At 50.5% G+C, this 22,401-nt stretch carries 23 protein-coding genes and 1 pseudogene; 16 read left to right on the forward strand and 8 right to left on the reverse strand.

All coding sequences use genetic code 11. From position 1 onward, the window contains the following. Positions 1–29: 29 nt before the first annotated feature. Both FRZ59_RS05400 and FRZ59_RS05405 read left to right on the forward strand, forming a co-directional pair. The gene (locus tag FRZ59_RS05400) at positions 30–1,739 is read left to right on the forward strand and encodes a TlpA family protein disulfide reductase (RefSeq protein ID WP_132128287.1); all 1,710 of its coding nucleotides are present in this window, start codon (positions 30–32) and stop codon (positions 1,737–1,739) included. Positions 1,740–2,020: 281 nt separating this feature from the next. Beyond that, a complete protein-coding gene (locus tag FRZ59_RS05405) occupies positions 2,021–2,725 on the forward strand; it encodes an SDR family NAD(P)-dependent oxidoreductase (protein ID WP_132128288.1) in 705 nt (234 codons plus the stop codon). 225 nt (positions 2,726–2,950) lie between these two features. On the opposite strand, the gene FRZ59_RS05410 is transcribed toward FRZ59_RS05405, so the two are convergent. The 3 genes from FRZ59_RS05410 to FRZ59_RS05420 form a co-directional block, all read right to left on the reverse strand. After that, positions 2,951–3,793 (reverse strand): OmpA/MotB family protein, encoded by an 843-nt coding sequence (locus tag FRZ59_RS05410; protein ID WP_132128289.1) that lies wholly within the window; start codon positions 3,791–3,793, stop codon positions 2,951–2,953. A 221-nt stretch (positions 3,794–4,014) separates the two neighbouring features. Beyond that, positions 4,015–5,508: an FAD-binding protein gene (locus tag FRZ59_RS05415; RefSeq protein WP_132128290.1), complete on the reverse strand. Its 1,494-nt coding sequence runs from the start codon at positions 5,506–5,508 to the stop codon at positions 4,015–4,017. Positions 5,509–5,625: 117 nt separating this feature from the next. After that, complete coding sequence (locus FRZ59_RS05420) at positions 5,626–6,138, reverse strand: DinB family protein (protein ID WP_132128291.1); 513 nt, start codon at positions 6,136–6,138, stop codon at positions 5,626–5,628. A 165-nt stretch (positions 6,139–6,303) separates the two neighbouring features. On the opposite strand from FRZ59_RS05420, the gene FRZ59_RS05425 reads away from it, so the two are divergent. The 3 genes from FRZ59_RS05425 (at position 6,304) to FRZ59_RS05435 (ending at position 8,453) form a co-directional block, all read left to right on the forward strand. Beyond that, entirely contained in the window at positions 6,304–6,777 is a 474-nt protein-coding gene (locus FRZ59_RS05425; RefSeq protein WP_132128292.1) for a carboxymuconolactone decarboxylase family protein, read from the forward strand. A 21-nt stretch (positions 6,778–6,798) separates the two neighbouring features. Then, positions 6,799–7,137 carry a YciI family protein gene (locus FRZ59_RS05430; RefSeq protein ID WP_132128293.1) on the forward strand — a complete coding sequence of 113 codons (339 nt, stop codon included), beginning with the start codon at positions 6,799–6,801 and terminating at the stop codon, positions 7,135–7,137. A gap of 191 nt (positions 7,138–7,328) precedes the next feature. Continuing rightward, positions 7,329–8,453, forward strand: a complete 1,125-nt coding sequence (locus FRZ59_RS05435) for an RNA polymerase sigma factor (RefSeq protein WP_225975200.1) — start codon at positions 7,329–7,331, stop codon at positions 8,451–8,453. On the opposite strand, the gene FRZ59_RS05440 is transcribed toward FRZ59_RS05435, so the two are convergent. Then, entirely contained in the window at positions 8,389–9,906 is a 1,518-nt protein-coding gene (locus tag FRZ59_RS05440; RefSeq protein ID WP_132128295.1) for a glutamate racemase, read from the reverse strand. The two genes, FRZ59_RS05435 and FRZ59_RS05440, sit on opposite strands and share 65 nt — an antisense overlap. Positions 9,907–9,965: 59 nt before the next feature. On the opposite strand from FRZ59_RS05440, the gene FRZ59_RS05445 reads away from it, so the two are divergent. The 5 genes from FRZ59_RS05445 (at position 9,966) to FRZ59_RS05460 (ending at position 13,136) form a co-directional block, all read left to right on the forward strand. Next, complete coding sequence (locus tag FRZ59_RS05445) at positions 9,966–10,442, forward strand: methionine-R-sulfoxide reductase (protein ID WP_132128296.1); 477 nt, start codon at positions 9,966–9,968, stop codon at positions 10,440–10,442. 134 nt (positions 10,443–10,576) lie between these two features. Further along, on the forward strand, positions 10,577–10,741 hold the full coding sequence (locus FRZ59_RS18475; RefSeq protein ID WP_158640536.1) for a hypothetical protein: 165 nt from the start codon (positions 10,577–10,579) through the stop codon (positions 10,739–10,741). A gap of 104 nt (positions 10,742–10,845) precedes the next feature. After that, positions 10,846–11,178 carry a hypothetical protein gene (locus FRZ59_RS05450; RefSeq protein WP_132128297.1) on the forward strand — a complete coding sequence of 111 codons (333 nt, stop codon included), beginning with the start codon at positions 10,846–10,848 and terminating at the stop codon, positions 11,176–11,178. A gap of 3 nt (positions 11,179–11,181) precedes the next feature. Beyond that, complete coding sequence (locus FRZ59_RS05455; RefSeq protein ID WP_132128298.1) at positions 11,182–11,472, forward strand: hypothetical protein; 291 nt, start codon at positions 11,182–11,184, stop codon at positions 11,470–11,472. Further along, positions 11,469–13,136, forward strand: coding sequence for a PepSY-associated TM helix domain-containing protein (locus tag FRZ59_RS05460; RefSeq protein ID WP_132128299.1), 1,668 nt, complete (start codon positions 11,469–11,471; stop codon positions 13,134–13,136). The genes FRZ59_RS05455 and FRZ59_RS05460 overlap by 4 nt, the downstream gene beginning before the upstream one ends. Before the next feature lie 70 nt (positions 13,137–13,206). Here the strand turns inward: FRZ59_RS05460 and FRZ59_RS05465 are convergent, their stop codons facing one another. After that, positions 13,207–14,109: a diacylglycerol/lipid kinase family protein gene (locus tag FRZ59_RS05465; protein ID WP_225975201.1), complete on the reverse strand. Its 903-nt coding sequence runs from the start codon at positions 14,107–14,109 to the stop codon at positions 13,207–13,209. 53 nt (positions 14,110–14,162) lie between these two features. On the opposite strand from FRZ59_RS05465, the gene FRZ59_RS05470 reads away from it, so the two are divergent. Then, positions 14,163–15,173, forward strand: a complete 1,011-nt coding sequence (locus FRZ59_RS05470) for an App1 family protein phosphatidate phosphatase (RefSeq protein ID WP_132128300.1) — start codon at positions 14,163–14,165, stop codon at positions 15,171–15,173. Here FRZ59_RS05470 and FRZ59_RS05475 read toward each other — a convergent pair. Further along, on the reverse strand, positions 15,085–16,302 hold the full coding sequence (locus FRZ59_RS05475; RefSeq protein WP_132128301.1) for a multidrug effflux MFS transporter: 1,218 nt from the start codon (positions 16,300–16,302) through the stop codon (positions 15,085–15,087). The two genes, FRZ59_RS05470 and FRZ59_RS05475, sit on opposite strands and share 89 nt — an antisense overlap. A 152-nt stretch (positions 16,303–16,454) precedes the next feature. On the opposite strand from FRZ59_RS05475, the gene FRZ59_RS05480 reads away from it, so the two are divergent. Further along, a complete protein-coding gene (locus FRZ59_RS05480; RefSeq protein WP_132128302.1) occupies positions 16,455–17,465 on the forward strand; it encodes a mechanosensitive ion channel family protein in 1,011 nt (336 codons plus the stop codon). On the opposite strand, the gene FRZ59_RS05485 is transcribed toward FRZ59_RS05480, so the two are convergent. Further along, complete coding sequence (locus tag FRZ59_RS05485) at positions 17,348–18,376, reverse strand: glutamate--tRNA ligase family protein (RefSeq protein ID WP_147698242.1); 1,029 nt, start codon at positions 18,374–18,376, stop codon at positions 17,348–17,350. The genes FRZ59_RS05480 and FRZ59_RS05485 overlap by 118 nt on opposite strands. 47 nt (positions 18,377–18,423) lie before the next feature. On the opposite strand from FRZ59_RS05485, the gene FRZ59_RS05490 reads away from it, so the two are divergent. Continuing rightward, positions 18,424–18,990 (forward strand): DUF5025 domain-containing protein, encoded by a 567-nt coding sequence (locus tag FRZ59_RS05490; RefSeq protein WP_132128304.1) that lies wholly within the window; start codon positions 18,424–18,426, stop codon positions 18,988–18,990. A 71-nt stretch (positions 18,991–19,061) separates the two neighbouring features. Continuing rightward, a pseudogene (locus FRZ59_RS05495) lies at positions 19,062–20,461 on the forward strand (sulfatase family protein). Between the two features lie 120 nt (positions 20,462–20,581). On the opposite strand, the gene FRZ59_RS05505 reads toward FRZ59_RS05495, so the two are convergent. After that, positions 20,582–20,992 (reverse strand): DoxX family protein, encoded by a 411-nt coding sequence (locus FRZ59_RS05505; protein WP_132128306.1) that lies wholly within the window; start codon positions 20,990–20,992, stop codon positions 20,582–20,584. Positions 20,993–21,169: 177 nt separating this feature from the next. On the opposite strand from FRZ59_RS05505, the gene FRZ59_RS05510 reads away from it, so the two are divergent. Together FRZ59_RS05510 and FRZ59_RS05515 are read left to right on the forward strand one after the other, a co-directional pair. Beyond that, positions 21,170–21,661: a CHRD domain-containing protein gene (locus tag FRZ59_RS05510; protein ID WP_132128307.1), complete on the forward strand. Its 492-nt coding sequence runs from the start codon at positions 21,170–21,172 to the stop codon at positions 21,659–21,661. 227 nt (positions 21,662–21,888) lie between these two features. Beyond that, entirely contained in the window at positions 21,889–22,398 is a 510-nt protein-coding gene (locus FRZ59_RS05515) for a class I SAM-dependent methyltransferase (protein WP_132128308.1), read from the forward strand. Positions 22,399–22,401: the final 3 nt, after the last annotated feature.

A 22,401-nucleotide genomic window follows, 5' to 3' on the forward strand; every position in this document is an offset into this window, starting at 1 on the left:
GATCTTTTAAACTCAAAAACAACCTGAATATGAAATACTTTGTTTTACTCCTCGGCCTGGCTGCATCCTTTCCGGCGTATTCCCAGGAAACGGCTTCCAAACTGCCACTGGCTATTGAAGATCCGCGAATGGACGCTTACCTGGCCGGCCGGAAACCAGCCACGCTGACCATTAAATTGCTGAACGCCCCCGCTGATCTGGGCCCGGTAAACGTCAAAGGCTCATTTGTCCATTATGGGCCGGATTTTCAGACCACGAAACATTACCAGATAGGCAAGGACCGGGAATTGACCGTGGAGCTGGAGCAGAATTTACCCTATCAGCAGATATGGCTGCATGTGGGGGAATACTTGTATGCCGGTATTTATGTGAATACCGGCCTGACCGTGAATATCGACCTGGACCGGGCAAAAAGTGCGTATATGATCGGGGAGGGAATTAGTTATTCCGGTACGGACGGGAAATTGAACGCCATATTGAACGAGCATGTCCTGTTCCGGCGTGATGAGCGGCGCGCCTTGTCCAAGCAAAGGGACAGTCTTTTAAAAAAGATGGATGAATTGCCGGAAGGAGCCCTTTGGGTGAAATTGGATTCCCTCCGCAGCCAGCGGAAAAAGATAAATGCTGAATTTATCGCGAAATACCCGACTTATGGTTGGGCCGTGACCAATGAAGAAAACTCCGCCTTTTATAATGAAATGTGCATTGCTTACCGGAGAAAGCGATTCCCCGAAGAACTCGAAAAGGAAGTCAGCGCACATAAGCCTTTTTTTACCAGCAATGACGGGGTACAGTTTTACCGGTATCTGTCCTGGTATCTTTCGTCAGGGGACGATCACCCACGTCCACGTGTGCATGAAATGATCATGGCGGATTACGATGCATATACCCAAGAGGAACAAGCGCTGCTTGATACCATCAGTAGCATAAGAAAGTTCAGCGAGGAAGAACGAAAGGAAAAGCAGGAAGTAATAAGAAGCTGGTATAAAAAGTGGAATGAGGTGTTTTATAACGACATTGTAAAAATAAATACACAGCATGAAGCTGCGATCTTCGATAGCCTTTGTGCCGCGCCCCGGGCCGATATTCTCAAACTGGGTCTGCTGAAACAGGCTAAAAGCACTTTTGCTAAAACCTTTCCACTATTATCTGCCAGCGCCCAAACAGCCTGGTGCAGGAGAATAATCGAAAAGGAGCTGGAGGAGAGTCTTGCAAGTCAAAAGCAGGTTGACGCCTTACTGGCATCAGGCAACGCGCTGGAAAACCCGCAAGCGGCTTTCGGACGGCCCGTGACTTCCCTGCCTTTCGGCGCTTCCCTTTACCGGCTGGATAGCCTGGACAATGCGGATGATTTCATTCGCGCATTGTTATCCAGGTTTAAGGATAAGGCCCTGATCATTGACTTCTGGGCAACCTGGTGCGGGCCCTGTATTTCAGCGATGCCTTATGCGAAAAAGCTGCAAAAGGAAAACGCCGACCTTCCGGTGGAATATATTTATCTGTGTACGAGCGGTTCTTCCAATGAAACCCTATGGAAAAATAAAGTGGCCGAGCTAAAGATCCCCGGCACCCATATTTTTGTGGCGGACAGGATCATCGCCGGATTGAAGAGCAGGATGGATGCTGGCGGCGGGTATCCTGCTTATGTACTGGTGGATAGCCGGGGGAATATCAACGCGAGAAGGATCAACGGGTTAAGCGAAATAAACCGGGATGTACTGAAAGCCCTTTTGGAATAACAGAAATAAGCGGGGTGATGTTGCTAAAGGGGGGCCGGGACGATTGACCGGCAGCCCCCGTATTGCATGTGTGTGATTAATAGTATTTCAAAGATGTATGAAAAGGCGCGTTTTGAAAAGCCCCTGCCGTTTACCTGCGGATAATTGCCGGTGAATGGCGGGTTTTTTCCGGCGAAGGGAACAATCAGTGATCTTAATGATAGCTACACCGAGTTCGGTGAATGCTCCAGGTGCAGGATTCGCCCCTCCGGTAAAACGTTAACTTTGACAAAAAAATCAGTATGAAGAATATCATCATTACGGGCGCCGCGGGAAATCTTGGGAAAGCGGTATCCGTTCATTTTCTGAAAAAGAAATACCGGGTAATCGCGCTAGTGCGGGATGCCGGTGAAGCCGAAGCGCTCAGCGGGTCCGTGGATTTGGATGCGGCGAATTTGCAGGTGGAAGCACTGGACCTTACCGATGAGCAGGCAGTGGAGGCCGTTTCCGGGAAAGTGATCCGGGACTACGGTAATATTGACGCCGCGCTGCTGCTGGCAGGCGGATTCGCCATGGGCAATATTCATACAACCAGTATGCAGGACATTAAAAGCCAGCTGGCGATTAACTTTGAAACCGCATATCCCCTTGCCCGTCATATTTTCAGGCATATGCTGGAAAAGGGCAGTGGCCGGCTGGTGTTCGTGGGAACACGCCCCGCGCTGAAACCTGCGGATGGAAAAAATATGATTGCTTACGCGCTTAGCAAATCACTACTTTTTAATCTTTCTGAGCAGCTCAACGAGGAAGCCGCCGGCACCAATGTGGTCAGCAGCGTGATCGTTCCGAGTACCATTGATACCCCCGCCAACCGGGCTGCGATGCCAAAGGCGGATTTCGATAAATGGGTAAAATCTCAACAAATAGCGGAATTGCTGCACCTGATCTGCTCAGAAACCGGCGCCCCGCTCAGGGAAACGGTGCTGAAGATCTACGGGCACAGCTAATATGCTGATGAAAGGTGATGCTTCAGGGCGCTGGCTGCTGACCTGGACCGCGCAATGCCGCGACTAAGGCTTCGTTTTGAAGCCTGTTCGGTGCAGCCGCGCAATAAAAACACAAAAATGGCCTGTCCGCCACGGTAGCGAACAGGCCATTTTTGTATAAGCCGTACTAGCGCGCTGATCCCATACCGGATGGTATGGCGCGCCGCCCCGGGAATTTCCTTTTCCTTAGGAACGTTCCAGCAGTTTGAAGAACTGGTCCAGCTCCGGCAGGATCACGATACGGGTCCTGCGGTTGGCTGCGCGGCCTTCCCCGGTATCATTCGTGGCAACCGGGACGTATTCACTGCGTCCGGCGGCGGTCATGCGTGCCGGGGGAATTCCGTATTCGGTTTGCAATACCCTTACGATCGTGGTTGCCCGTTTCACGCTAAGATCCCAGTTATCCAGCAGTACACCCTGATGATACGGCACATTATCGGTATGGCCTTCTACCATAAATTCGATATGCGGCTGGTTGGCGAGTACTTTTGCCACCTTGCCAAGCACTTCGGGCGCCCGGCCGGTCAGCTTGTAATCCCCGCTTTTGAACAGCAGTTTATCGGAAATATCAATATAAACAACGCCTTTATCCACTTTAATGTTGATATCCTGGTCATCAAGGTTGCCAATGGCGCCCTTCAAATTCATCACCAGGTTCATGGTAAGCGAATCTTTGCGGGAAATCGCCGACTGAAGGTCCCTGATATAGGCATCTTTGCCGCTGATGTTTTCGAGCGATTTCTGAATACTTTCCGCCTGGGAATTGGATATGACAGACATCCTTTCAAGCTGATCGACCATCCGGTCATTGCTGATCTTCTTTTCCGTCAGATCCTGCTGAAGGCTTCCGATCTGGCGTTTATATGCCTCCGAAGAATCCTCACAGGCGGCCAGGTCATTTTGCAGCGCCCGGTAAGCGCTGTCCAGGCTGGAATACCTGTTTTCCGCCTGCAGCAGCTTTTTCTTGGCTCCGCAGGACGAAAGCGTGCTAACGCCCACGGCCATCGCTAATAAATACACTAATTTCATGATTTGCTCTCCTTTCTGTTATAGTCAAATTCTCTCGCCTGCCGGGTTGAACCAAATCAAGGCCCGGGCAGGACTGTCGCACCTGGCCACTTGCAATAACCGTGCAAATTGACGGACTACCGGTAGTGCATGAGAGCGGCAAAGCTGGAAATAGCGCGCGTCCCCATGAACGGAAAAAAGAAACTTTGCCTGGGAAGTGGCAATTGGAAGTGCGGCAATCGTTAAAGTGCAGCTTTTTGTTGTTCGAAGGAAGTGACCAGCCGGGTGGAGAAATCATTGATGAACGTTCCCTTGGGATTGAAAAAGTGATAGCTGTCCAGCCAGCGTGCGGTATCCGGGTAGAATTCCGCCATCCGCCCGGGGTAATTGAACAGGCGGTTATGGATCTTCCCCCAGTGCGGAATGCCGCCGAAACGGAACATGGCATCCTGGTATTGGTTCAGCATTTCGTCCGAGCCAATGGTGTGCAGCAGGAAAGGAGTGTCGATATAACAGGCGGTTTTGTGGTAAGAAGGGCACATAAAAGCGCCGCTTCCTTGTACAAAACGCACGCCGAACGGAGCCGACTGGTATAACTTGTGATTTTTGGCCAGGTACAGGGCACGGTCCATCAATTCATCAATCGCGTCAACAAAAGCATTGTCTTTCATATCAAAGGCAAATTCGCAATCGTAGGCGCGGATCTTCACATATTCTACCCCCTGGTAAAGCACCTTGTACCCTTTATTGATATACGAGCGGTCTTTTAAGGACTTTAATGAATTATTTATAAGCCAGGGAATGGCTTTCGGAATATAGCGGACCAGGGCAACCGAGAGCCAGTAAAATATGGGCATGGTGCCCAAACGGGTGAAAATGTTCCGGAACAGGTCCCCGAATTTAAAGTGCGGCCTGCCCGGGAGAAGCTGATGACGCACAATAATGCAGCGCCGGTGCCCATTCTTGCCGGGGTAAGGAGTCATTTGTATCATGATGCCGCGGTATTTTTGTTTTCCTTCCTCGTCGGTTTCAAACAGGGAGCGGTTAGCCAGCATTTCCTTCACCTCATGCCAGTAGCATAATTCCTTGCTTTCTTTCAGCCAGTACATTGGCTCCAGCTCCATCACCAGCGAATAAATGACTCCCATACAGCCCAGGTTCACAAGCAGGCTATGGAATCGATCGTCGTCCTGGATAAGTGTGATGCCGGCTTCAGCATGTTTTTCGGGATCGGTGATGCCATTGGACGGTTCTACACGGAACACGCGGGCGTCAGCACTTACCAGCACGATGGACCGCATCATTCCGTAAAATGCAGGCAGCTCAATGCCGGTACCGTGTGTACCTGTAGACATGGCCCCGGCCAGCGTCTGGTTGTCAATGCCGCCCATGTTCGTAACGCAAAGCCCCCGCTGCTCCATAGCCTTGTTAAAAGCTTCGATGGTAATACCGGCTTCGGCCTCGATAAAATTAGCATAGTCGCCGGCCTTTAAGCAGGAAGTATCCGGCTCTGAGATGCGTTTCAGGCGCCGGAGGTTCAAAAGGTAACCGCCGGTAATCGCTACATTGGAAAAGGAATGGCCGCCCCCGACCGCCCGTACCGGGAAACTGTTCTTTTCCGCTTCCCGGATGATCTCCCGGATATCTTCCAGCGATTCGGGTTCGATGTATTTTAAAGGCTGGGTGCGGTATTTTTTAATGGTGTTTTTCCAGGTTCTCCTTAGTTTGATTACCATAATAAGGCGGTTAGGTTATTTCGCTTAGCACAGCACCATCATCACCTTTAAAGGTATCAAAGCTTATTCGTTTTCGCAAGGTAATTTGCAGGGTCGGTATGCAGGTTCACACCATTCTCAGCGTTCCCAGAACGGAGGCGGCGCTATACCAAGGGAGCGGAGGTAAACATAACCCTGCCCGCGATGGTGTATCTCATTATCAATGAAATAAAGGCATAACCACCATACCTTGCCTTCGTACATACCAAATGCCAGATCGCTTTCCTGAAAGCGGCCCGGTTCAAGTTTCTCCCATATTTTGTTCATATGCGTGGTTGTCCAGTCCCATAACTCCAGGATACCAGCCTTAGTCTTCGGAGCTACGTCCAGGCCTTCCTCTTTTGCCAGGTCCTTGAGTTCTATCCATTGTCTGGTTGCCACTCCGTGCGCCCCCGGCGCGGCCATCTGGTTAAGTTCCGCGGCCAGTTCGCCGAAGGGACGCATTCCGCCGATCGTGTAGGTAAATAATTTCTCTTCCGGAAATGCTTCGATCACGCGACGGGTGAGCGCCCGGTGGCCCTGCCATTGTTCCAAAAGGTCCGAAGGGGTAAGCGTAATGCCGGCAGCTGCTGTTGTTTCTTGTGTGTTCATGACTTTATTTTTTATGATTGATCCTACTGCAAAGAAAAGGCCCTCCGCTGACAACCCTATGTCAGTAAAAAATACTGAAATATTTTTTTCGAAAATGTCCAATTCCCGGAATCCCGTGCATTATTAATGCGTAGTTCAAATTCAAATCATTAAAATTTTAGAACAATGGAACAACGACTTAATGTACATGTAAAAGGACAGCCGGCAATGAGGGCATTGTATGGCATGGCCTCCTACCTTGAAAATTCTAAGGTAGATCGTTCCCTTCTCAATTTGATTCAATACAGAGTTTCCCAGCTGAACGGCTGTGCCTTTTGCCTGGACATGCACTCGAAGGACCTCCGCGCGGAGGGAGAGACGGAGCAGCGCCTGTTCGTCCTCGACGCCTGGAGAGATGCGCCCTTTTATACTGAACGGGAGCGGGCGGCCCTGGCCTGGGCGGAAGCGCTTACCAAACTAAACGGCGGTGTGCCGGATGAAGTTTACAGAGAGGCCAGCTTGCAGTTTTCCGAAGAGGAACTGATCGATCTTACGTTCTCCGTGATAGCGATCAATAGCTATAACAGGGTGAATATTGCCTTCCCTGCGAAGGTAGGAACCTACCAGCCGGGTGCTTTCAAAAAACAAACAATTTCCTAAATTGTCAAAAACAGAAAGGAAATGAAACAGTTCATGTTATTATTCAGGCAGCCGAGTTACGATTACAGCTCGGTGCCGAAAGAAGAGATCGAGCGGGTGGCGCGGAAATGGAAGGAATGGGCGGACGGCATTAAAGCGCAGGGGAACTTCGAAAGACAAGGTTCCCGGCTGGGTAACGATGGGAAAGTGCTAAAGCCGGGCGGGGTTATTTCCGACGGCCCCTTCGTGGAAATCAGGGAGCGCCTGGGCGGCTTTGTTATTATAAAGGCCGAAAGCCTGGAAGAAGCGACCACGCTGGCACACGGTTGTCCGGCGCTGGATGCCGGCGGCAGCGTGGAAGTGCGGCCTGTCATCGTATAACGTAGCATGGAGGCCTCATTAAAACAGTTGTTTCAGCAGGAATTTTCTAAAATGGTTGCCGTTATCAGCAAGCGTTTTGGCCTGGAGCATATCGAAACAGCTGAAGATATTGTCAGTGAAACCTTTTTGCAGGCCACCGAAACCTGGGGAAGGAAGGGTTTGCCTCCCAACCCCCGGCCTGGTTATATGCGGTGGCCAGGCAAAAGGCGCTTTACCGTTTCCGGAGAAACAAGATCTATGAAACAAAGGTAATTCCTGCCATTACACAAGACGAAGCGCAGAGCGAATTGCCCGCTTTCGATTTTTCGCAGCAAAATATCCGGGACAGCCAGCTGCAAATGCTGTTTGCGGTTTGCACGCCGGTAATTGCCAGCGAAGCGCAGATTGGCCTGGCCCTGCGTATTCTCTGCGGCTTCAGCATCGATGAAATTGCAGAAGCCTTCCTGAGCCGGAAAGACACCATCAATAAGCGGCTGTTCAGGGCAAAGGAAAAGTTGCGTGCAGAGGGGGTCCGGATGGAATTGCCGTCCCCGGCGGGAATTGCCGGGCGGCTGGATAGCGTGCTGCATATTATTTACCTGCTTTTTAATGAAGGGTATTATTCCAGAACCCATCCGCAGACCATGCGGGAGGACCTGTGCTTTGAAGCGCTGCGCCTGGGCGCGCTGCTGACTGAATACGATCCCACCAACCTGCCTGAAACAAATGCCCTGATGGCGTTGATGTGCTTCCATGCCTCCCGTTTTAGCGCGCGGCGGGCCGGCGGTGCGGAAGCAAACGAGGACAGTATAGCCGGGGAGAGCGGCGCCGGACCTATACTGTACGAACAGCAGAACGAAGGGCTGTGGGATATGGCGCTTATTGGCCAGGGTATGCATTTCCTGGAACGTTCCCTGCAGGGCCGAACGATGAGCGCGTACCACCTGGAGGCAAGAATTGCGTCCTGGCATTGTATAAAGGAAGACAGCCCGGAAAAATGGGAAGCGATTTTAGCGCTTTACGACCAACTGCTGCTGGTCAGTTATTCCCCAAGTGCCGCTCTTAACCGGGTGTTTGCCTGTTATAAAGTGAAGGGAGCTGCCACGGCTTTGGAAGAAGCGGAAAAACTGAATATGGAAGATAACCACTTTTACTTTGTGCTGCTAGGCGAGCTTTACCGCTTCCTTGATCGCGGGAAAGCAGTGTCCAGTTTTCAAAAGGCTTATGCACTTGCTAAAACGCCGGTTGAAAAACAGGGGATCCGGGCTATTCTCAATGAACTGGATGTGCAGAATTCCGGAACGGCCCAATCAGTTCGTAAACCGCCGGGACGATAGCCTTCAGGCGTTCGATGGTTTCGGAGGGAATATTTGTCCGGCTGAAGGGAACTATCTTTACGTATTCCTGCACCCGTCCTTCCTCCCTGCCGTATTTATAGGCATACGTGAATCTTCCCAGGCTGTCGGTTTTTACTTCCTGGTTCCCTTTGTTGGGTACACTGATATAGAATTCGCTGGCGGCGGCACTTCCCCCGGGGTTAAAAAGCTTTTCCCCGGCAAGGTATTCGTATAATTCCCGGGCTACGTTTTCCGCGGGATCAATTATTCGGATATTTTCGGCCATCAGAGCCCGGTAGCGGTACCCGCCGTTTTGCCGGTAGTTGTAGAGTTCATCCAGGACTTCCCGGATAGTGTTTGTCAGGTAGGGGTAATGCGTGCAGCCGAGTACCAGCGCTTTTAAGGGCGCCGCCCTGGGCGTGTTCCGCAGCTTTTCCATCAGGCTTACAAGGTGGTAACGCATATAATTGTCCGCGGAATTTATCTGCAGCAGCTCGCAGTCCCCGGTATTGCCCGGGTCACAGAGCATGCGGTGATCGTCGTACTCGAAATTATACACATCGAGCAGCGCTTTTTCAATCTTGTATTCAGAATGACTGAAGGAAGGCCCCCGGTAATTTTCCCTGGGCCCGGATAAGTAACGGTTCACGTAATCTGTTTCTTCATCCACGGCTTCCGCCATTCCCAGGCCTCCCTGGCTGATCACCCGGATATTCCCGGTGTAGCCCAGTTCCTTTATAAACCGTTCTATCGTATGCTGGTAGCCGCCGGAAGCCACTGTCCCCACCGTGGCCAGCACGCCAATGGTCCCGCTGCTGTCTTTCCCGAATACCTCCAGCGCGCCTTCGGCTCCCGCGTCAATCACGCCGATCACTTTCAGGTTGGTCCCGGTCCTGGCAATGAAGTTTTCTACATCTTCTTTTGCATAAGCCGTGGCCGTATTGCAGGCAATGACCAGCGCTTTCACGGGCTGCTTACTGTTTTCGGGCCCGGCGGCGTTCTCGTTCAGGTAATATTTGCTGCCAAGCAGGAACTGTACATCTTTTAACACATGTTCCACCAATAAACCGGATTTGTTCTCGCTGTGATAATTCCCGTAAGGCATATTGGCCTGGTCGGCCAGGTAGATAAACTTTTCCCCGCCAAAGTCGGCCCGGCTGTCGGAACCTTTCGAATGATTCCCGTTGTGATGCCCGTCAAAGCGAAGGAGGGCATCCAGCACGGTCAGTCCGCCGGTACCCGAATCGAAAATACCGATGGGCAGCTCAGGATTCCCGGAAGGGTACTTATCAAAGTCAATGTAATAAAAGCTTTGTTCATCAGTAAGAATCGCCTGCTCAATGGGCCGCAAGCCGGCGTTTCCGGTTTCATTGGCCGGGCCCTGGGAACATCCTCCAAGCAGTAATGCAAAAACGAAGCGGGAGATCCTTATATTGAAGCGTGATGAAACCATAGCCCTCGGTTTGCTGTTATAAAAAATGTTGTCTATATAAAATTACAAAAAACAATTAAATGGCTGTTAATCTGAGGCTGATCACTTTTTTGCTCCTGCTGGCGGGAACTTCCGCCTGTGCGCAGGAACCGCAAAAACAAACTACCGCCTCCGCCCAGCCCGCAGATAGTATGGAATATAACCCCTTAACCCCCGAAGAAGCGCAGGTGATCCTGCACAAGGGGACCGAACGTCCCTTCACCGGCAAGTTGCTGAATAACAAGGAAAAGGGAACGTATACCTGTAAGCGCTGCGATGCTCCCCTTTACCGTTCGGAAGATAAATTCGAATCGCATTGCGGCTGGCCCAGCTTTGACGATGAAATTGACGGAGCTGTGAAGCGGATCCCTGATGCAGACGGAATGCGCACCGAGATCGTTTGCAACAATTGCGGCGCCCACCTGGGCCATGTATTCCTTGGCGAAGGATTCACCTCCAAAGACACCCGCCATTGCGTTAATTCGATTTCCATGAATTTCATTCCGGCTGAAAAATAAACCCCCGGCGACCACCCGCCACGGCTTTCCTGTTCAGGCCGCCCGTAGATCCGGACGGGCTCGCACCTTCACCCGACCCGGAACTGTTCAGCTGGCGCGGAAATTGCATTGTTATGGATAAAAACTGAATAGCCATGGCAAAGAAAGACAGCCTGCGCATTACCCTTTATGTTTTTATCGGAGCGGTGATCTTAATGGCAATTACCATCTATTATTGTACCTCCACCACCGGCGCCGACCGCAGCCCGGAAGAACCAAGGGAGGAAACCCCGGGCCAAATTCCGCCGGATACCGTCTAACGGCCTTCTGTCAATCTCAAAAGATTTATCCTGCTATTTGTAATTAGTCTAAGTAAGCCTATATTTGCGGCATGATCAGGGCAGCCTGAAAGCTTAGACAATATATGTTCAGTACCGTTTTCCTTTTGGTGTTTATAGGATTTTACCTGCAGTATAATCTCTCCAGGAAGATCAAAATACGTAATAAACCTTCGTACCTGGTTTTTATGGAGCGGCATGTGCTTCTGTCCAGAATCGCGGGCGCCGCTGCGGCCCTGCTGGCCCTGGTGCTGCTCATTGTGCGGCTGGGCCTGGGCTCGGGAATTTTTGGATTCGGGGTGGTGCTGATGTGTATGGCTTCCCTGATCGTCACGCTTACTCCCTTCCGGTATCTCCGCTGGGGGCACCTGGCCGCCCTTTACGGAGGCCTGGCGGTTTTTGAAATTTTTATTTTCTGAGTTATGCCAGCCAATAAGAAATACCTTTGTACGTCCGCTTTCCGCCGGTGGATGAAAATAACAGCCGGTTTTTTCGGCGGATACGGGGTGACCATTTCCTTTTTCCTGATGCTTACCAGTTTCTTTGATACCAGCAAGGTGCTGATGACCGGCCTTTTCAGCGGGTTTATTATCTGGGCCATACTGTTGCTGCTGGCTTTTCTTACAAAGTCCGGTTGGAAGATATGGCTGGTGTACCTCTCGCTGACCCTGCTTTTCTCCCTGCCCTATCTTCTTCATTCCCCACAGCTATGAACCTTAGGAATTACAATATATATTTTCACACCCATACGATCAGCGGTATCATTATCTGCGGTTTGCTGTACGTCATCTTTTTTGCAGGGTCGTTTTCCTTTTTTAAAGATGAGATCAGTTCCTGGCAGCGCGGCGTTTCCTTTGAACAGCATAAGGAAACGAGCTTCCCCTACGAAACCTTCCTGGATTCCATGGATCGCGAATACGGCCTGGCAGGCAGGGACCTCACCCTCTATTTTTATGCAAATACCCTGAAGGCCGGAGTTAGCATAGGGCCCTCAAAAGATACACTTAACGAGAAGGCCAGCGAAGGCGGCTTTTTCTCTTATGACTTTATTACTAAGGAAAAGACAACGTACACGGAATCGTACGATATGGCAGAATTCCTGTACCGGCTGCATTTCCTTGCTCAGCTTAACGGTGTAGTGCCTTTTCGGTTAGGCTATCCCTTCGGTTATATAATTGCAGGGCTTGTTTCCTTTCTGTTCCTGTTTGCGCTGATCACGGGACTTCTGGTACACTGGGATAAACTGGTGTCCAACTTTTTCCTGTTCCGCCCCTGGTCCAAACTAAAAACGATATGGACCGACCTTCACACCGTTCTGGGCGTTATCGGCTTTCCCTACCAGTTTGTTTTCGCCTTTACAGGTATTATTCTGATCACTAATATTGCGTTTATTGCCCCTTTTACCCATCTGCTGTATGGCGATAACCCGGACAAGGTATATGAAGACCTGGGATATACCGCTGCGACCGAAGCCGAGTATTTGAACAAACCCCTGGAACAGGTCCCGGACATCCGCCAGTTTATTGGAAAAACGGAGGAAATGTGGCCGGACGCTTTTATCAAACTTGTCACGGTAAAGAACTACGGAGACCAGGGAATGCAGCTGGCCATCCAGGCAGATGCGGACCACCGGAAGAGCTTTGCCGGCACAGGAGTTATGGTATACGACCTGCATACCGGCGAGGTGCTGCAGCAAAAATCCCCCTACGGGCAGGCGACTTACGTAAACGGGTTAAGAAGCCTTATCTATCGCCTTCATTTCGGGGATTACGGCGGTTACTTCCTGAAGGTTATCTATTTTATTATGGGTATCATGGGCTGCCTGGTCATTGTTTCCGGGATTCTGATCTGGCTGGTAGCCCGCGATAAGAACAGCGTTCCCCCGCATAAACGGAAATTCAATTTCTGGTTGTCCAATGTTTACCTGGCTACCTGCCTGACGATGTTCCCGGTTACCGCCTTTACGTTTATTGCGGTCAAGATGAACGCACCTGCGGACCAGGATTTTATTTACCATGTTTACTTCTACAGCTGGCTGATACTTGCCCTTTACTACATTGTGCGCCGGGATATTAACCGTACCAACCGGGAAACATTGCTGCTGGGAGCGGTTTTGTCTCTTTGCGTGCCGGTGACCAATGGCATTTATTCCGGCAACTGGCCCTGGAAAACGTTTGCTGACGGAGCTATGGATATTTTCTTCCTGGATCTTTTGTGGATAGCGATTGCCGTTGTTGCGTATATCAGCTACCTGAAAGTCAGGACCAGGAAGCTGGAGGACATAAAGCTCAAGCCGAAGAAGCAGCATAAACATAAAGAAAAGAAACACCGGAAGCAGCGGATGCCCGAAAAACTTGGCGAGCCGGCAGGCGGATAAGCCTTCCGCCAGGACGTGTTTCCGGCCGGGATAAGTTCTCCCGCAGGACGACCGCCGGTGCCGTCAAGCTTTAAACTTCCTGCCCCGGCGGAAGGATCAGGCGAATAGCGGAAGGCAAAATACGCGCCTCCAATGCCTTTACTTTGCCCAGGTATTCTCCGTCCACCTGGAGATGCACCCTGTGCCGGCTCCGGACATGCAAGCGGCTGGTTTGAAAGAACTCCACCTTTTTCGGGTTAAATCCTGTGTGGGTAAATCGCATTTTAAGAACTTCCAGCAGGGAATATTTTTTTACAAGCACCACTTCGAAGAGGTCGTCGCTAAGTTTGCCAACCGGGTTTATTTTTACGCCGGTCCCGTACATCGTGCCGTTGGCGATCACTACCATAGCTGCTTCGGAAACAACCTTTTCCCGGGACATATCAAGCTCCACTTTCATTTTCCGGTGAAACCATAGCGCATGCCAGGCGGCCCTCGCATAGCCCCACATGCCCCGGTGAGTCAGTGAATCAAATTTTTTTACCAGGAAAGCATTAAAACCGAGGTCTGCCAGGTGAATACAAAGTTCCCCGTTCACTGAAACGGCATGCACCCAGCAAGGAACGCCTGACACCGCAATTTCCAGGGCTGCGGGAATTTCCAGCGGTATCCCCAATTCTTTTGCCATGCCATTGGCGGAACCGGTTGGCAGGATCCCGAGGGCTTCCTTGCTTTTTAGAAGGCATTCCGCGACTAGTTTTACAGTACCGTCGCCCCCGGCCGCAATGACACGGCTTGCACCGCTGCGGCTGATCGCGGCTTTAATATCCTCTTTGATCTCCCCGGGAGGGGAATCCTTTTTCAGTTCGTAAATATGGATTTCATGCGGGCTTCCCCTGAAATGGTCTTTTATAGCCGATGTTACGTCCGCCTCATTCCCGCCTGAACCGGGATTCACAATAAATTGCAGGACCATGGGGTTATCAGCTCTCACAGCACAATATATGAATAAAAACAAGCGCTGCGTCTCTGTGTTTTGTTTGATATATGAAAACTTCTTCCGTAAGTGTAAAAGTTTATCATGGTTATGGTCATACGCACAACCTGACTGTATACGGACATGTTTTCAAGTGGAAGTCAGCAGCCCGGCAGCGTTACAGCAACCGCCTGTTTGCCAATATTGCTTACCTCTTTAACCTGTTCATGCTCAAAACTTACCCTTTTGCCAGGATTCGTCTGAAGTTCAGGGAGCAGGAGATCTATAATAAGGCCGAATACGATGGTTTCTTCCGGTTCGAATTCGCTTCGATCTCAAAGGTCAATCCCGGCTGGCATGAGGTAAAGGTAGAAGCCCTAGAAGAAGACGGGCAGGTAGCGGCCCGGGCATCAGGCCTTATCTATGTGCCGCATATTACGCAGTATGCGATCATCTCCGATATTGATGACACGATCATGGTCTCTCATTCCGCTACCATTGGCCGGAGGCTGCGCGAACTTTTCATTAAAAATCCCCGAACCCGTAAAACGTTTCCGGGTATGGCTCATTACTATAAGCGACTCTCAGCCGCTTTTGCAAGCCACGAAAAGCCAAATCCCTTCTTCTATGTGTCCAGCAGCGAATGGAACCTTTACGATTACCTGCTGGAAACCTTCCGTTTCAATAAGCTGCCCGAGGGAGCTTTTTTGCTGAACCAGCTGAAAGAATGGAAAGACCTGCTGAAAACCGGTAAAACCGGTCATACCGGGAAGTTGTTGCGGGTAATGCGTATTATTGATACGTTCCCGAACCAGAAGTTCGTGCTTTTTGGCGATAATTCGCAGCAGGACCCTGACATCTATAGTACCATTGCGGAAAAGTATCCCCGGAACATAGCGGCTATTTATATACGCGACGTTTATGAACCCCATTCGTCCCGCACTCAGGAATTGCTGGAAAAGCTTAGCAGGCTGAATATCGAAACCCTGCAATTCAGGAGCAGCCAGGAAGCCCTGGATCATTCGCAGCGCGTTGGCTTGCTCGAAAGCGCGCCAATACACCAAGGCCGAGCAGCGAAGTAGCTGCCATGATACTCACCATGGGCAATACCGTTTGCTGCTCAAAAAAGCCGATACAAGCGGAAGCAAAAGCCCCCAGGCCCATCTGCAGGGCGCCCATCATGGAAGAAGCGCTGCCGGCGTTCCGGCTGAAAGGCGCCATGGAAAGGGCTGCTGCATTGGGATTCGTAATGCCCAGGCAGGACAGGAAGATGAACAGCAGGAGAATGGTTTCTGTCAGCCCAAACCAGCCGCCAATGCTGCCGGCCAGAAAGATGATCGCTGTAGCAGCCTGCCCGCTCAACGCGGCATAGATCAGCTGCTCGCTTTTAAACTTCTTAAGTAAAAGCGTGTTGACCTGGCTTCCACCGATAAACCCCACCGATAACAGGGCGAAGATCCATCCGTAGGTTTTCTCCCCTACATTAAAGATGGACATAAATAAGACGGGTGAACTGGTCACGTACACAAATAATCCCGCGAAGGCCAGCGCGCCGGCAATCGCGTACGTACTGAACTGAGGCTCCCGCAGAACCGCCAGGAAATTGCTGATGATCGGCTTTGGCTTGAGCGACATGCTGGTATCCGCCTTATAAACTTCAGGCAGCCATAACCAGCTTGCCGCCAGGTTGATCAGCCCCAGGACGAGGAGTATCAGGAATACCGCGTGCCACCCGAAAGCAACGGTCACGTACCCGCCCACGGTAGGCGCAATCATGGGTGAAACCCCGAGTACAAGCATCAGTAAAGAAAATACTTTCGCGTTGTCCTTCACCGGGAACAGATCACGTACCATGGCAATTGCCGCCACCCCGGCGGAACAACCGCCCAGCGCCTGGAGGAAACGCAGCCAGATAAAAGTATCAATATCCTTCACCAGCACGCATCCCGCCGACGCAAGCACATAAACCGCCAGTCCCACGTACAAGGGTTTCTTCCTGCCGAAGCGGTCCAGCAAAGGCCCGTAAAGCAGCTGCCCGGCCGAAAGGCCGATAAAGTAACTGGATAAAGACCAGGAAACCCGGCTTTCAGTAGTAAGAAGGTCCCTGGCAATCGCTTTAAAGCCAGGCAGGTACATATCGATTGAAAACGGCCCCAGGGCCACCAGCGATCCCAGTATGAGGATCAGAGAGAGATATTTTTTCTGTGTCATTGAATTTTGGCGCGTGGAAATAAGATGTAGCCGGAATCATAAACAGCAAAAATCAACTTATTGTTCGCGGCGGCCCCAATTTTTTCTGCTTTGGCTTAATGCCCGCTGGTTTGATTTTTGTTTCTCTTTGAGTCCCACATGATTCTGCGCTCATGGAAATAGAAACCGGCAAAAAAGAAGAAGTTGAAGTTAAGACGATCAATTCGGTAAAGCGGCATCATAAAGCCTGGCTGGGGACGTATATCCTTCTTGCGCTCGCCAGTCTTGCTCTTTATTTTATTTTCAGCCTGAATTTGATAAATGGTTTATCGGTATACATGCCCCTGGTGAGGAGAGCTTTCCTCGCGGCCTTCTTTATTTTTACCGTTTTAAGTATTTCTAAATATACCCAGGCCCTTATTATCAGGCATACGGAAGTAAAGGGTGTAAAATATAATCTCATCCGGCTTATCCGGATACTGGCCCTGCTGGCCATATTCATGATCGTTATCGCGTTTTTATTTAAGAACTGGTACACGGCCGCGGTGTCGCTTGGGCTGGTTTCGCTAATACTCGGTTTCGCACTGCAAACGCCCATATCGTCGTTTATCGGTTGGCTGTACATCATTATCAGGAGCCCCTACAAGATAGGAGACCGCATACAGGTAGGCGATTTCAAAGGCGATGTGGTGGAGATCGGGTACCTGGATACCACTTTATGGGAGTTCAGCGGCGATTACCTGAGTAATGACCTTCCCAGCGGCAGGCTTATTCGTTTTCCAAATACGATGGTCCTGGAAACCGAGGTTTATAACTATTCATGGCGCCAGTTTCCCTACATATGGAATGAAATTCCTTTCCATATTGCCTATGAAAGCGACTTTGCTTTCGTGGAAGAGGTGTTAAAAAGAACTACCAGCGAGGTGTTGGGTACGGATGTGCATGAAAAAGTAAAGGAACTGAAAATCCTTATCCGTCAAACACCTGTTGATGAATTGACGATCAGGGAATATCCTTTTGTGACCTTTCGCACCAATAGCAATACCTGGGTAGAGGCGGCGGTAAACTACCTGGTGGACCCTAAAAAAGCTTCCGGTGTTAGGAGCAGCATCATCAAAAACGCGGTAGCGGCCTTGCTGCAGGAGCCTGACCGGGTGATGTTCCCGAAATCCAATTCCCGGTAAGAGCTTTGCTTAACACAGCGCCAGGGGCAACGTATTGTTTTCTTCAAGCGCGGCGGCCAGGGACTGCCAGGTTTTAACCGGCTCTTTGATTTGCAGCATGGAACCAATGAGTGAATAGACATCTGCCGCTTTCTTCCCTTCTTTCCGAAGGTATTGAACCGAAATATCACCGGCTGTTTTCGATAGTTTCCGGCCCCGGGGCCTTTTAGCAATTCATGATGATGAAAAACAGCTTGCCCGAAGGCGGGCCGTTCCAGTACAGCGGCCAGGGAAAGTTGCGCAAGTGTGGAATCCCACAAGTCCGCACCCCTTACGATGATATTGATCCCGTAGTGCAGATCGTCCGCTAATGAAGCAAGCTGATAGGAAGGCAGGCCGTCCTTCCGCCTGACAATGAAATCGCGCATGGACGCCGGAAGGCTGGTGCTTACTACCCCGTTCTGCAGCGTTTTCACCCGCAGCGCTTCCCGCGAAACGGTTTTCAATCTCCAGCTGGCGTTTTCTGCAGTATGAGGGATCTTCTTAGCCCGGCAGGTTCCCGGGTAGCCGCGGTCCCCGGATTTTTGAAGTACATCCGTCCGGGAACAAGTGCAGGCGAAAATCCCCTTCTTTTCCAGCAATTGCTGCAAAGCTTCCCGGTACAGTTCCATGCGGTGGAACTGTGAGTATTGACTTTCATATTCCCTGAAATTTGCGGGCCCCTCCTGCCAGGGTATCTCCAGGAAATTGAGCGTATCAAAAATATCCCGGACGTATTCGTCTTTTACCCGTTCCATGTCAATATCATCGATCCGGAGTACGGTTTTCGCGCCTGTTTTGGCTGCGAGGCCGGCCGTAAGGGCAAACGATAATACATTTCCCAAATGGAGAAAACCCGTGGGGGTAGGTGCAATACGCGTCTTCAGTTTCATAAAGAAGTCAATTTACTAAAAATTAGAAAAAACCCTATTTTTAGGAAATGAATAAGGTACTTTTAATATTTCTAAGCTTGTCCCTGTTATTATCCTGTAAAGAGGAGCTGCCGGAAGTGGAGGAAGAACAGGAATATATCCAGTATTTCGAAGCGTTGATCAACGGTAAAGAAGTCCGTGTGGAAAGCTCCTATTCAAAAAACAGGGAAAACCTGCGCGGAAGCTGGACCGGCGTGAGCTTCGGCAACGGTCCGCAGATTGCTATGTACACGATAAATGTAACCTTTCCCGGGGAAGAGGAATTTGTACCGAAGCTACGGTTCCAGGTATTTGATCTGAGTAAACGAAAACAGGAAGTTACCCATGAAAATTCCTACCACGAGAACTTTGGAACCTATGTCGTTTACGTTAAAGATCCTGAGAACGAAGAGGATGAGGCGACGGTTTACGCCCCGGGAAGCAAGCCGTTTATTATAGAAATAACAAAGATTGACTATCCTGAAGGGAGTTCGATTCCCTATGTAGGCGGTACGCTCAACGGCGTACTCTACTCCCGGGACAATCCTAAAGATTCCGTTATCATTGAAAATGCGAATTTCGAGGTCAGGTATTGATGAAGCTAAAGAATATGAAAGTTAGCTGCTCCGTGTTATGTGTCTCAGGGATCCTTATCCTGGCCGCATTCATGCAACCTTTAACAGGTCAGTCAACGCTTCCCGGGCCTCCGCCGGAGTCGCCCGGGCGACCGCCAAATTCGGACGGGCCTCCGCCGGAGTCGCCCGGGCCGGAAAGGCCGAATATCATTTTCCTGCTTACCGACGATCATCGCTGGGATGGCTTGGGAGCTATGGGGAATTCAATTATTCAAACGCCTAACCTGGACCGCCTTGCGCGCCGGGGATTACTGTTCCGGAACGCTTATGTTACTACCGCTATTTGCGCCGTTAGCCGGGCAAGTATCCTCAGTGGCCAGTACATGTCGCGGCACAGCATTCGGAACTTCAGCAGCAATTTCACGCAAGAAGCATTAGCCAAAACATATCCCCTTCTCCTGAAGAAGGCAGGATATACCATCGGATTTGCCGGAAAATACGGCGTTGGAAACGAACCTCCGGGCGAACTCTTTGATTTCTGGTCCTGTACCGAAAAGGGGCAGCCTCCCTATGAATACGAGACCGGGGCGGGGAGAACGATTCACCATACCGATAGCATTGGCAATGATATCCGTGAGTTTCTTAATGAGTTTGCCGGCCGGGGCGGAAAGCCTTTTTGCCTTTCGGTCAGCTTCAAAGCGCCGCACGAGCTGGACGGCAATCCGCCAACGTATCCGGTTCAGGAACGTTTCCGGCATTTGTACGCCGAAACGGAGATCCCGCTACCTGAAACCGCGGATCCACGGTACTGGAACAGCTTTCCGGATTTTTTCAGAACCGATAAGAATATTGCCAGGAAAAGATGGAAAGCCTTGTTTTCCACCCCTGAGCAGTACCAGGAAAATGTAAAGAATTATTACCGGCTGATTACCGGCGTTGATGAAGTCGTCGGCGGATTAGTGCAGCAGCTGAAAGACCTGGGTATTGATAAGAATACCGTGATCATTTTCATGGGCGATAACGGCTTTTACCTGGGTGAACATGGCCTGGAGGGCAAATGGTACGGGCATGAAGAATCGATTCGTGTGCCCCTGGTCATTTATGATCCCAGGCCGGGCAGGAAACCGGGAACACCTGATCTCATTGCCCTGAATATTGATATCGCTCCCACTATACTGGGAATAGCCGGTGTGCCTGCCCCCGGTACGATGCAGGGCAAAGACCTGGCTTTGATGGTAGAAACCCCCGGCTCCGGCGAAATGACTTTTTCTACGAACACACATTCATGGGAAGCCCCGGTATTCCAAAGGTAGAAGGTGTTGTTAGCCGCGAAATAAAATACATGAACTTCATTGAACACGGCTACGAAGAACTATACGACCTCCGTAAAGATCCGAAGGAAAAGGTGAACCTGGCCGGAGACCCCCGGGCGCAAGACATGCTGCAATTAATGCGCACCCGCTACCAGGAGCTGAAAAAACAGGCAAAGTAACTGCAAGAGCGGTGTTAAGCGTGAACTTGCAGTGGGTGTGAGCTTGCGGTAGGTTTGAGCTTGCAGCACGAGGTAAAAAATGACCCGCTTGCAGATCTTACGGTATGCAAACGGGTAAGGTTATGCCCGTACTTTGTCGTTTTTTAATGGGACCAGCTTCCGCAGGTTTTCATTTCTCAGCCAAAGCCCTCCCCAGATCAGCAACGCAAGGTAAACCGGGAAAAGGATGTGCGAGAAAAGCGGGTTGTCCAGCCGGAAATGGGTAGCCATGGCGCCGCCGAAATAGCCGGTCAGCAGCAAGGCGCCGAGAACCGAAGTTCGTGGGATAATGTACAGAAGCGTTGATACGAATCCCAGGATTCCGATGGGCAGCAAATGATGTTCGCCGTAGCCCAGGTCCGTAGTGCCTTTAACCACTTCGTCCGGTGGAAAAAATTTGAAAATACTGTCAGACAGCATGAACAGAATGGCAAGCCCGCTTAATACGCGTGAGGTCCAGAGTCTTCCTTTTGAAATTTGATTTGTTTCCATGTTACATAAATTTTTTAACCGTTGTTTGATAAAGCAAATGTAGCTTGCTTTCCGGGCTGCCGTGAAGTACGGAAGCGACAATTAAGAGGGCTTATTGCGACTTTGGATCCCCCCTTGATCCGGTTTGAATTCCCGGTAATCAATTGTATATTTGAATTAAACCAATATATATAAAACATGATCTCGAATAAAATTTTAACCAGTATCCTGCTTTCTGCTTCAATTCTTGTATTGTCCGCATGCAACAATAAAAAAAATGCAGATAGTCCGGATAATGAAACAACCCTGACAGCCACCGCTGCATTAGATGCCGTCCAGGAAACAGCGGAAGTGAATTCTGAGGGCGCCGGTAGTTTCGAGGGTACGCTTGACACAGCAACCGGGGAATTTACTTTTAAGCTGGAGTGGAGCGGTCTTACCGGCCCGCCTTCCATGATGCATTTTCACGGCCCTGCAGATCCCGGCGCTGACGCGGGGGTAAAGATCGGAATTACCGATTTCCCGGCGGAAGCCGCTGGTTCGGTAAGCCAGACAGTAACTGTTGAAGAAGCCGACCGGGCGGACCTGCTTGCCGGCAAATGGTATGTGAACATTCATACCGACGCGTACGGCGCCGGCGAGATCAGGGGACAGGTAGAATTTACGAACAGCGGTGGTGCAGCTCAATAAAGCCTTTGTAGAATTACTTCTAAAAAAATCGAAAAAGTAATTGACATCTAAGCGAAAATTGCTAACTTAGCTGTTGCCCACCCAAGGGCATGTTTTTCATAGGTAGATGTGGGTCTGGCTACGCAAGTAGCCGGACCTTTTTATGAAATACGTTTTTTATAGAGAGCCGTCCCCGTTTTTTGTTAGCTGCCGCAACCGGGCGCCGGTAAAACAACACAACAAAAGAGATGACCCTTGATGAAGCCAGGAAGTTAATAGCCGTTCCGGCACTCCATGCGGGCGGCCCCCAGGAATGGGCGGATCTGGGCTGCGGACCCGGTTTGTTCAGCCGCGCCCTTTTAAGCCTTCTGCCGGACGCAAGTCGTATTCACGCGGTGGATAACCGGTTTTATGATTTCGAAGAAGCGGGAATACAGTTCATCAAAGCCGATTTTGAACAGGATGTCCTTCCGCTTCCAGCCCTGAACGGGATCATGATGGCAAATTCCCTGCATTTCGTTAACAATAAATTGCGCCTTTTACGGAAGCTTAAAATGCAGTTGAGGCCGGGAAGTATCTTTATCCTGGTAGAGTATGACAAAGCCTGGCCAAATCCCTGGGTGCCTTACCCGCTGAAGTTTTCTTCTGCCGGAAAATTATTCCAGGAGGCAGGCTTGGGCCCGCTGGAAAAGATCGCTGAGCGGAAGTCTGTTTACAGCCGGGCGAAGATCTATTCAGCCTGGTGCCGGGTGGGCTGATTA

Source organism: Anseongella ginsenosidimutans (genome assembly GCF_008033235.1).
GTDB classification, from domain to species: Bacteria; Bacteroidota; Bacteroidia; order Sphingobacteriales; family Sphingobacteriaceae; genus Anseongella; species Anseongella ginsenosidimutans.

Excerpts from the sequence above, each read along its gene's own strand:
- FRZ59_RS05400 (WP_132128287.1), top strand. The coding sequence starts at position 30 with ATGAAATACTTTGTTTTACTCCTCGGCCTGGCTGCATCCTTTCCGGCG.
- FRZ59_RS05405 (WP_132128288.1), top strand. The coding sequence starts at position 2,021 with ATGAAGAATATCATCATTACGGGCGCCGCGGGAAATCTTGGGAAAGCG.
- FRZ59_RS05410 (WP_132128289.1), bottom strand. The coding sequence starts at position 3,793 with ATGAAATTAGTGTATTTATTAGCGATGGCCGTGGGCGTTAGCACGCTT.
- FRZ59_RS05415 (WP_132128290.1), bottom strand. The coding sequence starts at position 5,508 with ATGGTAATCAAACTAAGGAGAACCTGGAAAAACACCATTAAAAAATAC.
- FRZ59_RS05420 (WP_132128291.1), bottom strand. The coding sequence starts at position 6,138 with ATGAACACACAAGAAACAACAGCAGCTGCCGGCATTACGCTTACCCCT.
- FRZ59_RS05425 (WP_132128292.1), top strand. The coding sequence starts at position 6,304 with ATGGAACAACGACTTAATGTACATGTAAAAGGACAGCCGGCAATGAGG.
- FRZ59_RS05430 (WP_132128293.1), top strand. The coding sequence starts at position 6,799 with ATGAAACAGTTCATGTTATTATTCAGGCAGCCGAGTTACGATTACAGC.
- FRZ59_RS05440 (WP_132128295.1), bottom strand. The coding sequence starts at position 9,906 with ATGGTTTCATCACGCTTCAATATAAGGATCTCCCGCTTCGTTTTTGCA.
- FRZ59_RS05445 (WP_132128296.1), top strand. The coding sequence starts at position 9,966 with ATGGCTGTTAATCTGAGGCTGATCACTTTTTTGCTCCTGCTGGCGGGA.
- FRZ59_RS18475 (WP_158640536.1), top strand. The coding sequence starts at position 10,577 with ATGGCAAAGAAAGACAGCCTGCGCATTACCCTTTATGTTTTTATCGGA.
- FRZ59_RS05450 (WP_132128297.1), top strand. The coding sequence starts at position 10,846 with ATGTTCAGTACCGTTTTCCTTTTGGTGTTTATAGGATTTTACCTGCAG.
- FRZ59_RS05455 (WP_132128298.1), top strand. The coding sequence starts at position 11,182 with ATGCCAGCCAATAAGAAATACCTTTGTACGTCCGCTTTCCGCCGGTGG.
- FRZ59_RS05460 (WP_132128299.1), top strand. The coding sequence starts at position 11,469 with ATGAACCTTAGGAATTACAATATATATTTTCACACCCATACGATCAGC.
- FRZ59_RS05470 (WP_132128300.1), top strand. The coding sequence starts at position 14,163 with ATGAAAACTTCTTCCGTAAGTGTAAAAGTTTATCATGGTTATGGTCAT.
- FRZ59_RS05475 (WP_132128301.1), bottom strand. The coding sequence starts at position 16,302 with ATGACACAGAAAAAATATCTCTCTCTGATCCTCATACTGGGATCGCTG.
- FRZ59_RS05480 (WP_132128302.1), top strand. The coding sequence starts at position 16,455 with ATGGAAATAGAAACCGGCAAAAAAGAAGAAGTTGAAGTTAAGACGATC.
- FRZ59_RS05485 (WP_147698242.1), bottom strand. The coding sequence starts at position 18,376 with ATGAAACTGAAGACGCGTATTGCACCTACCCCCACGGGTTTTCTCCAT.
- FRZ59_RS05490 (WP_132128304.1), top strand. The coding sequence starts at position 18,424 with ATGAATAAGGTACTTTTAATATTTCTAAGCTTGTCCCTGTTATTATCC.
- FRZ59_RS05505 (WP_132128306.1), bottom strand. The coding sequence starts at position 20,992 with ATGGAAACAAATCAAATTTCAAAAGGAAGACTCTGGACCTCACGCGTA.
- FRZ59_RS05510 (WP_132128307.1), top strand. The coding sequence starts at position 21,170 with ATGATCTCGAATAAAATTTTAACCAGTATCCTGCTTTCTGCTTCAATT.
- FRZ59_RS05515 (WP_132128308.1), top strand. The coding sequence starts at position 21,889 with ATGACCCTTGATGAAGCCAGGAAGTTAATAGCCGTTCCGGCACTCCAT.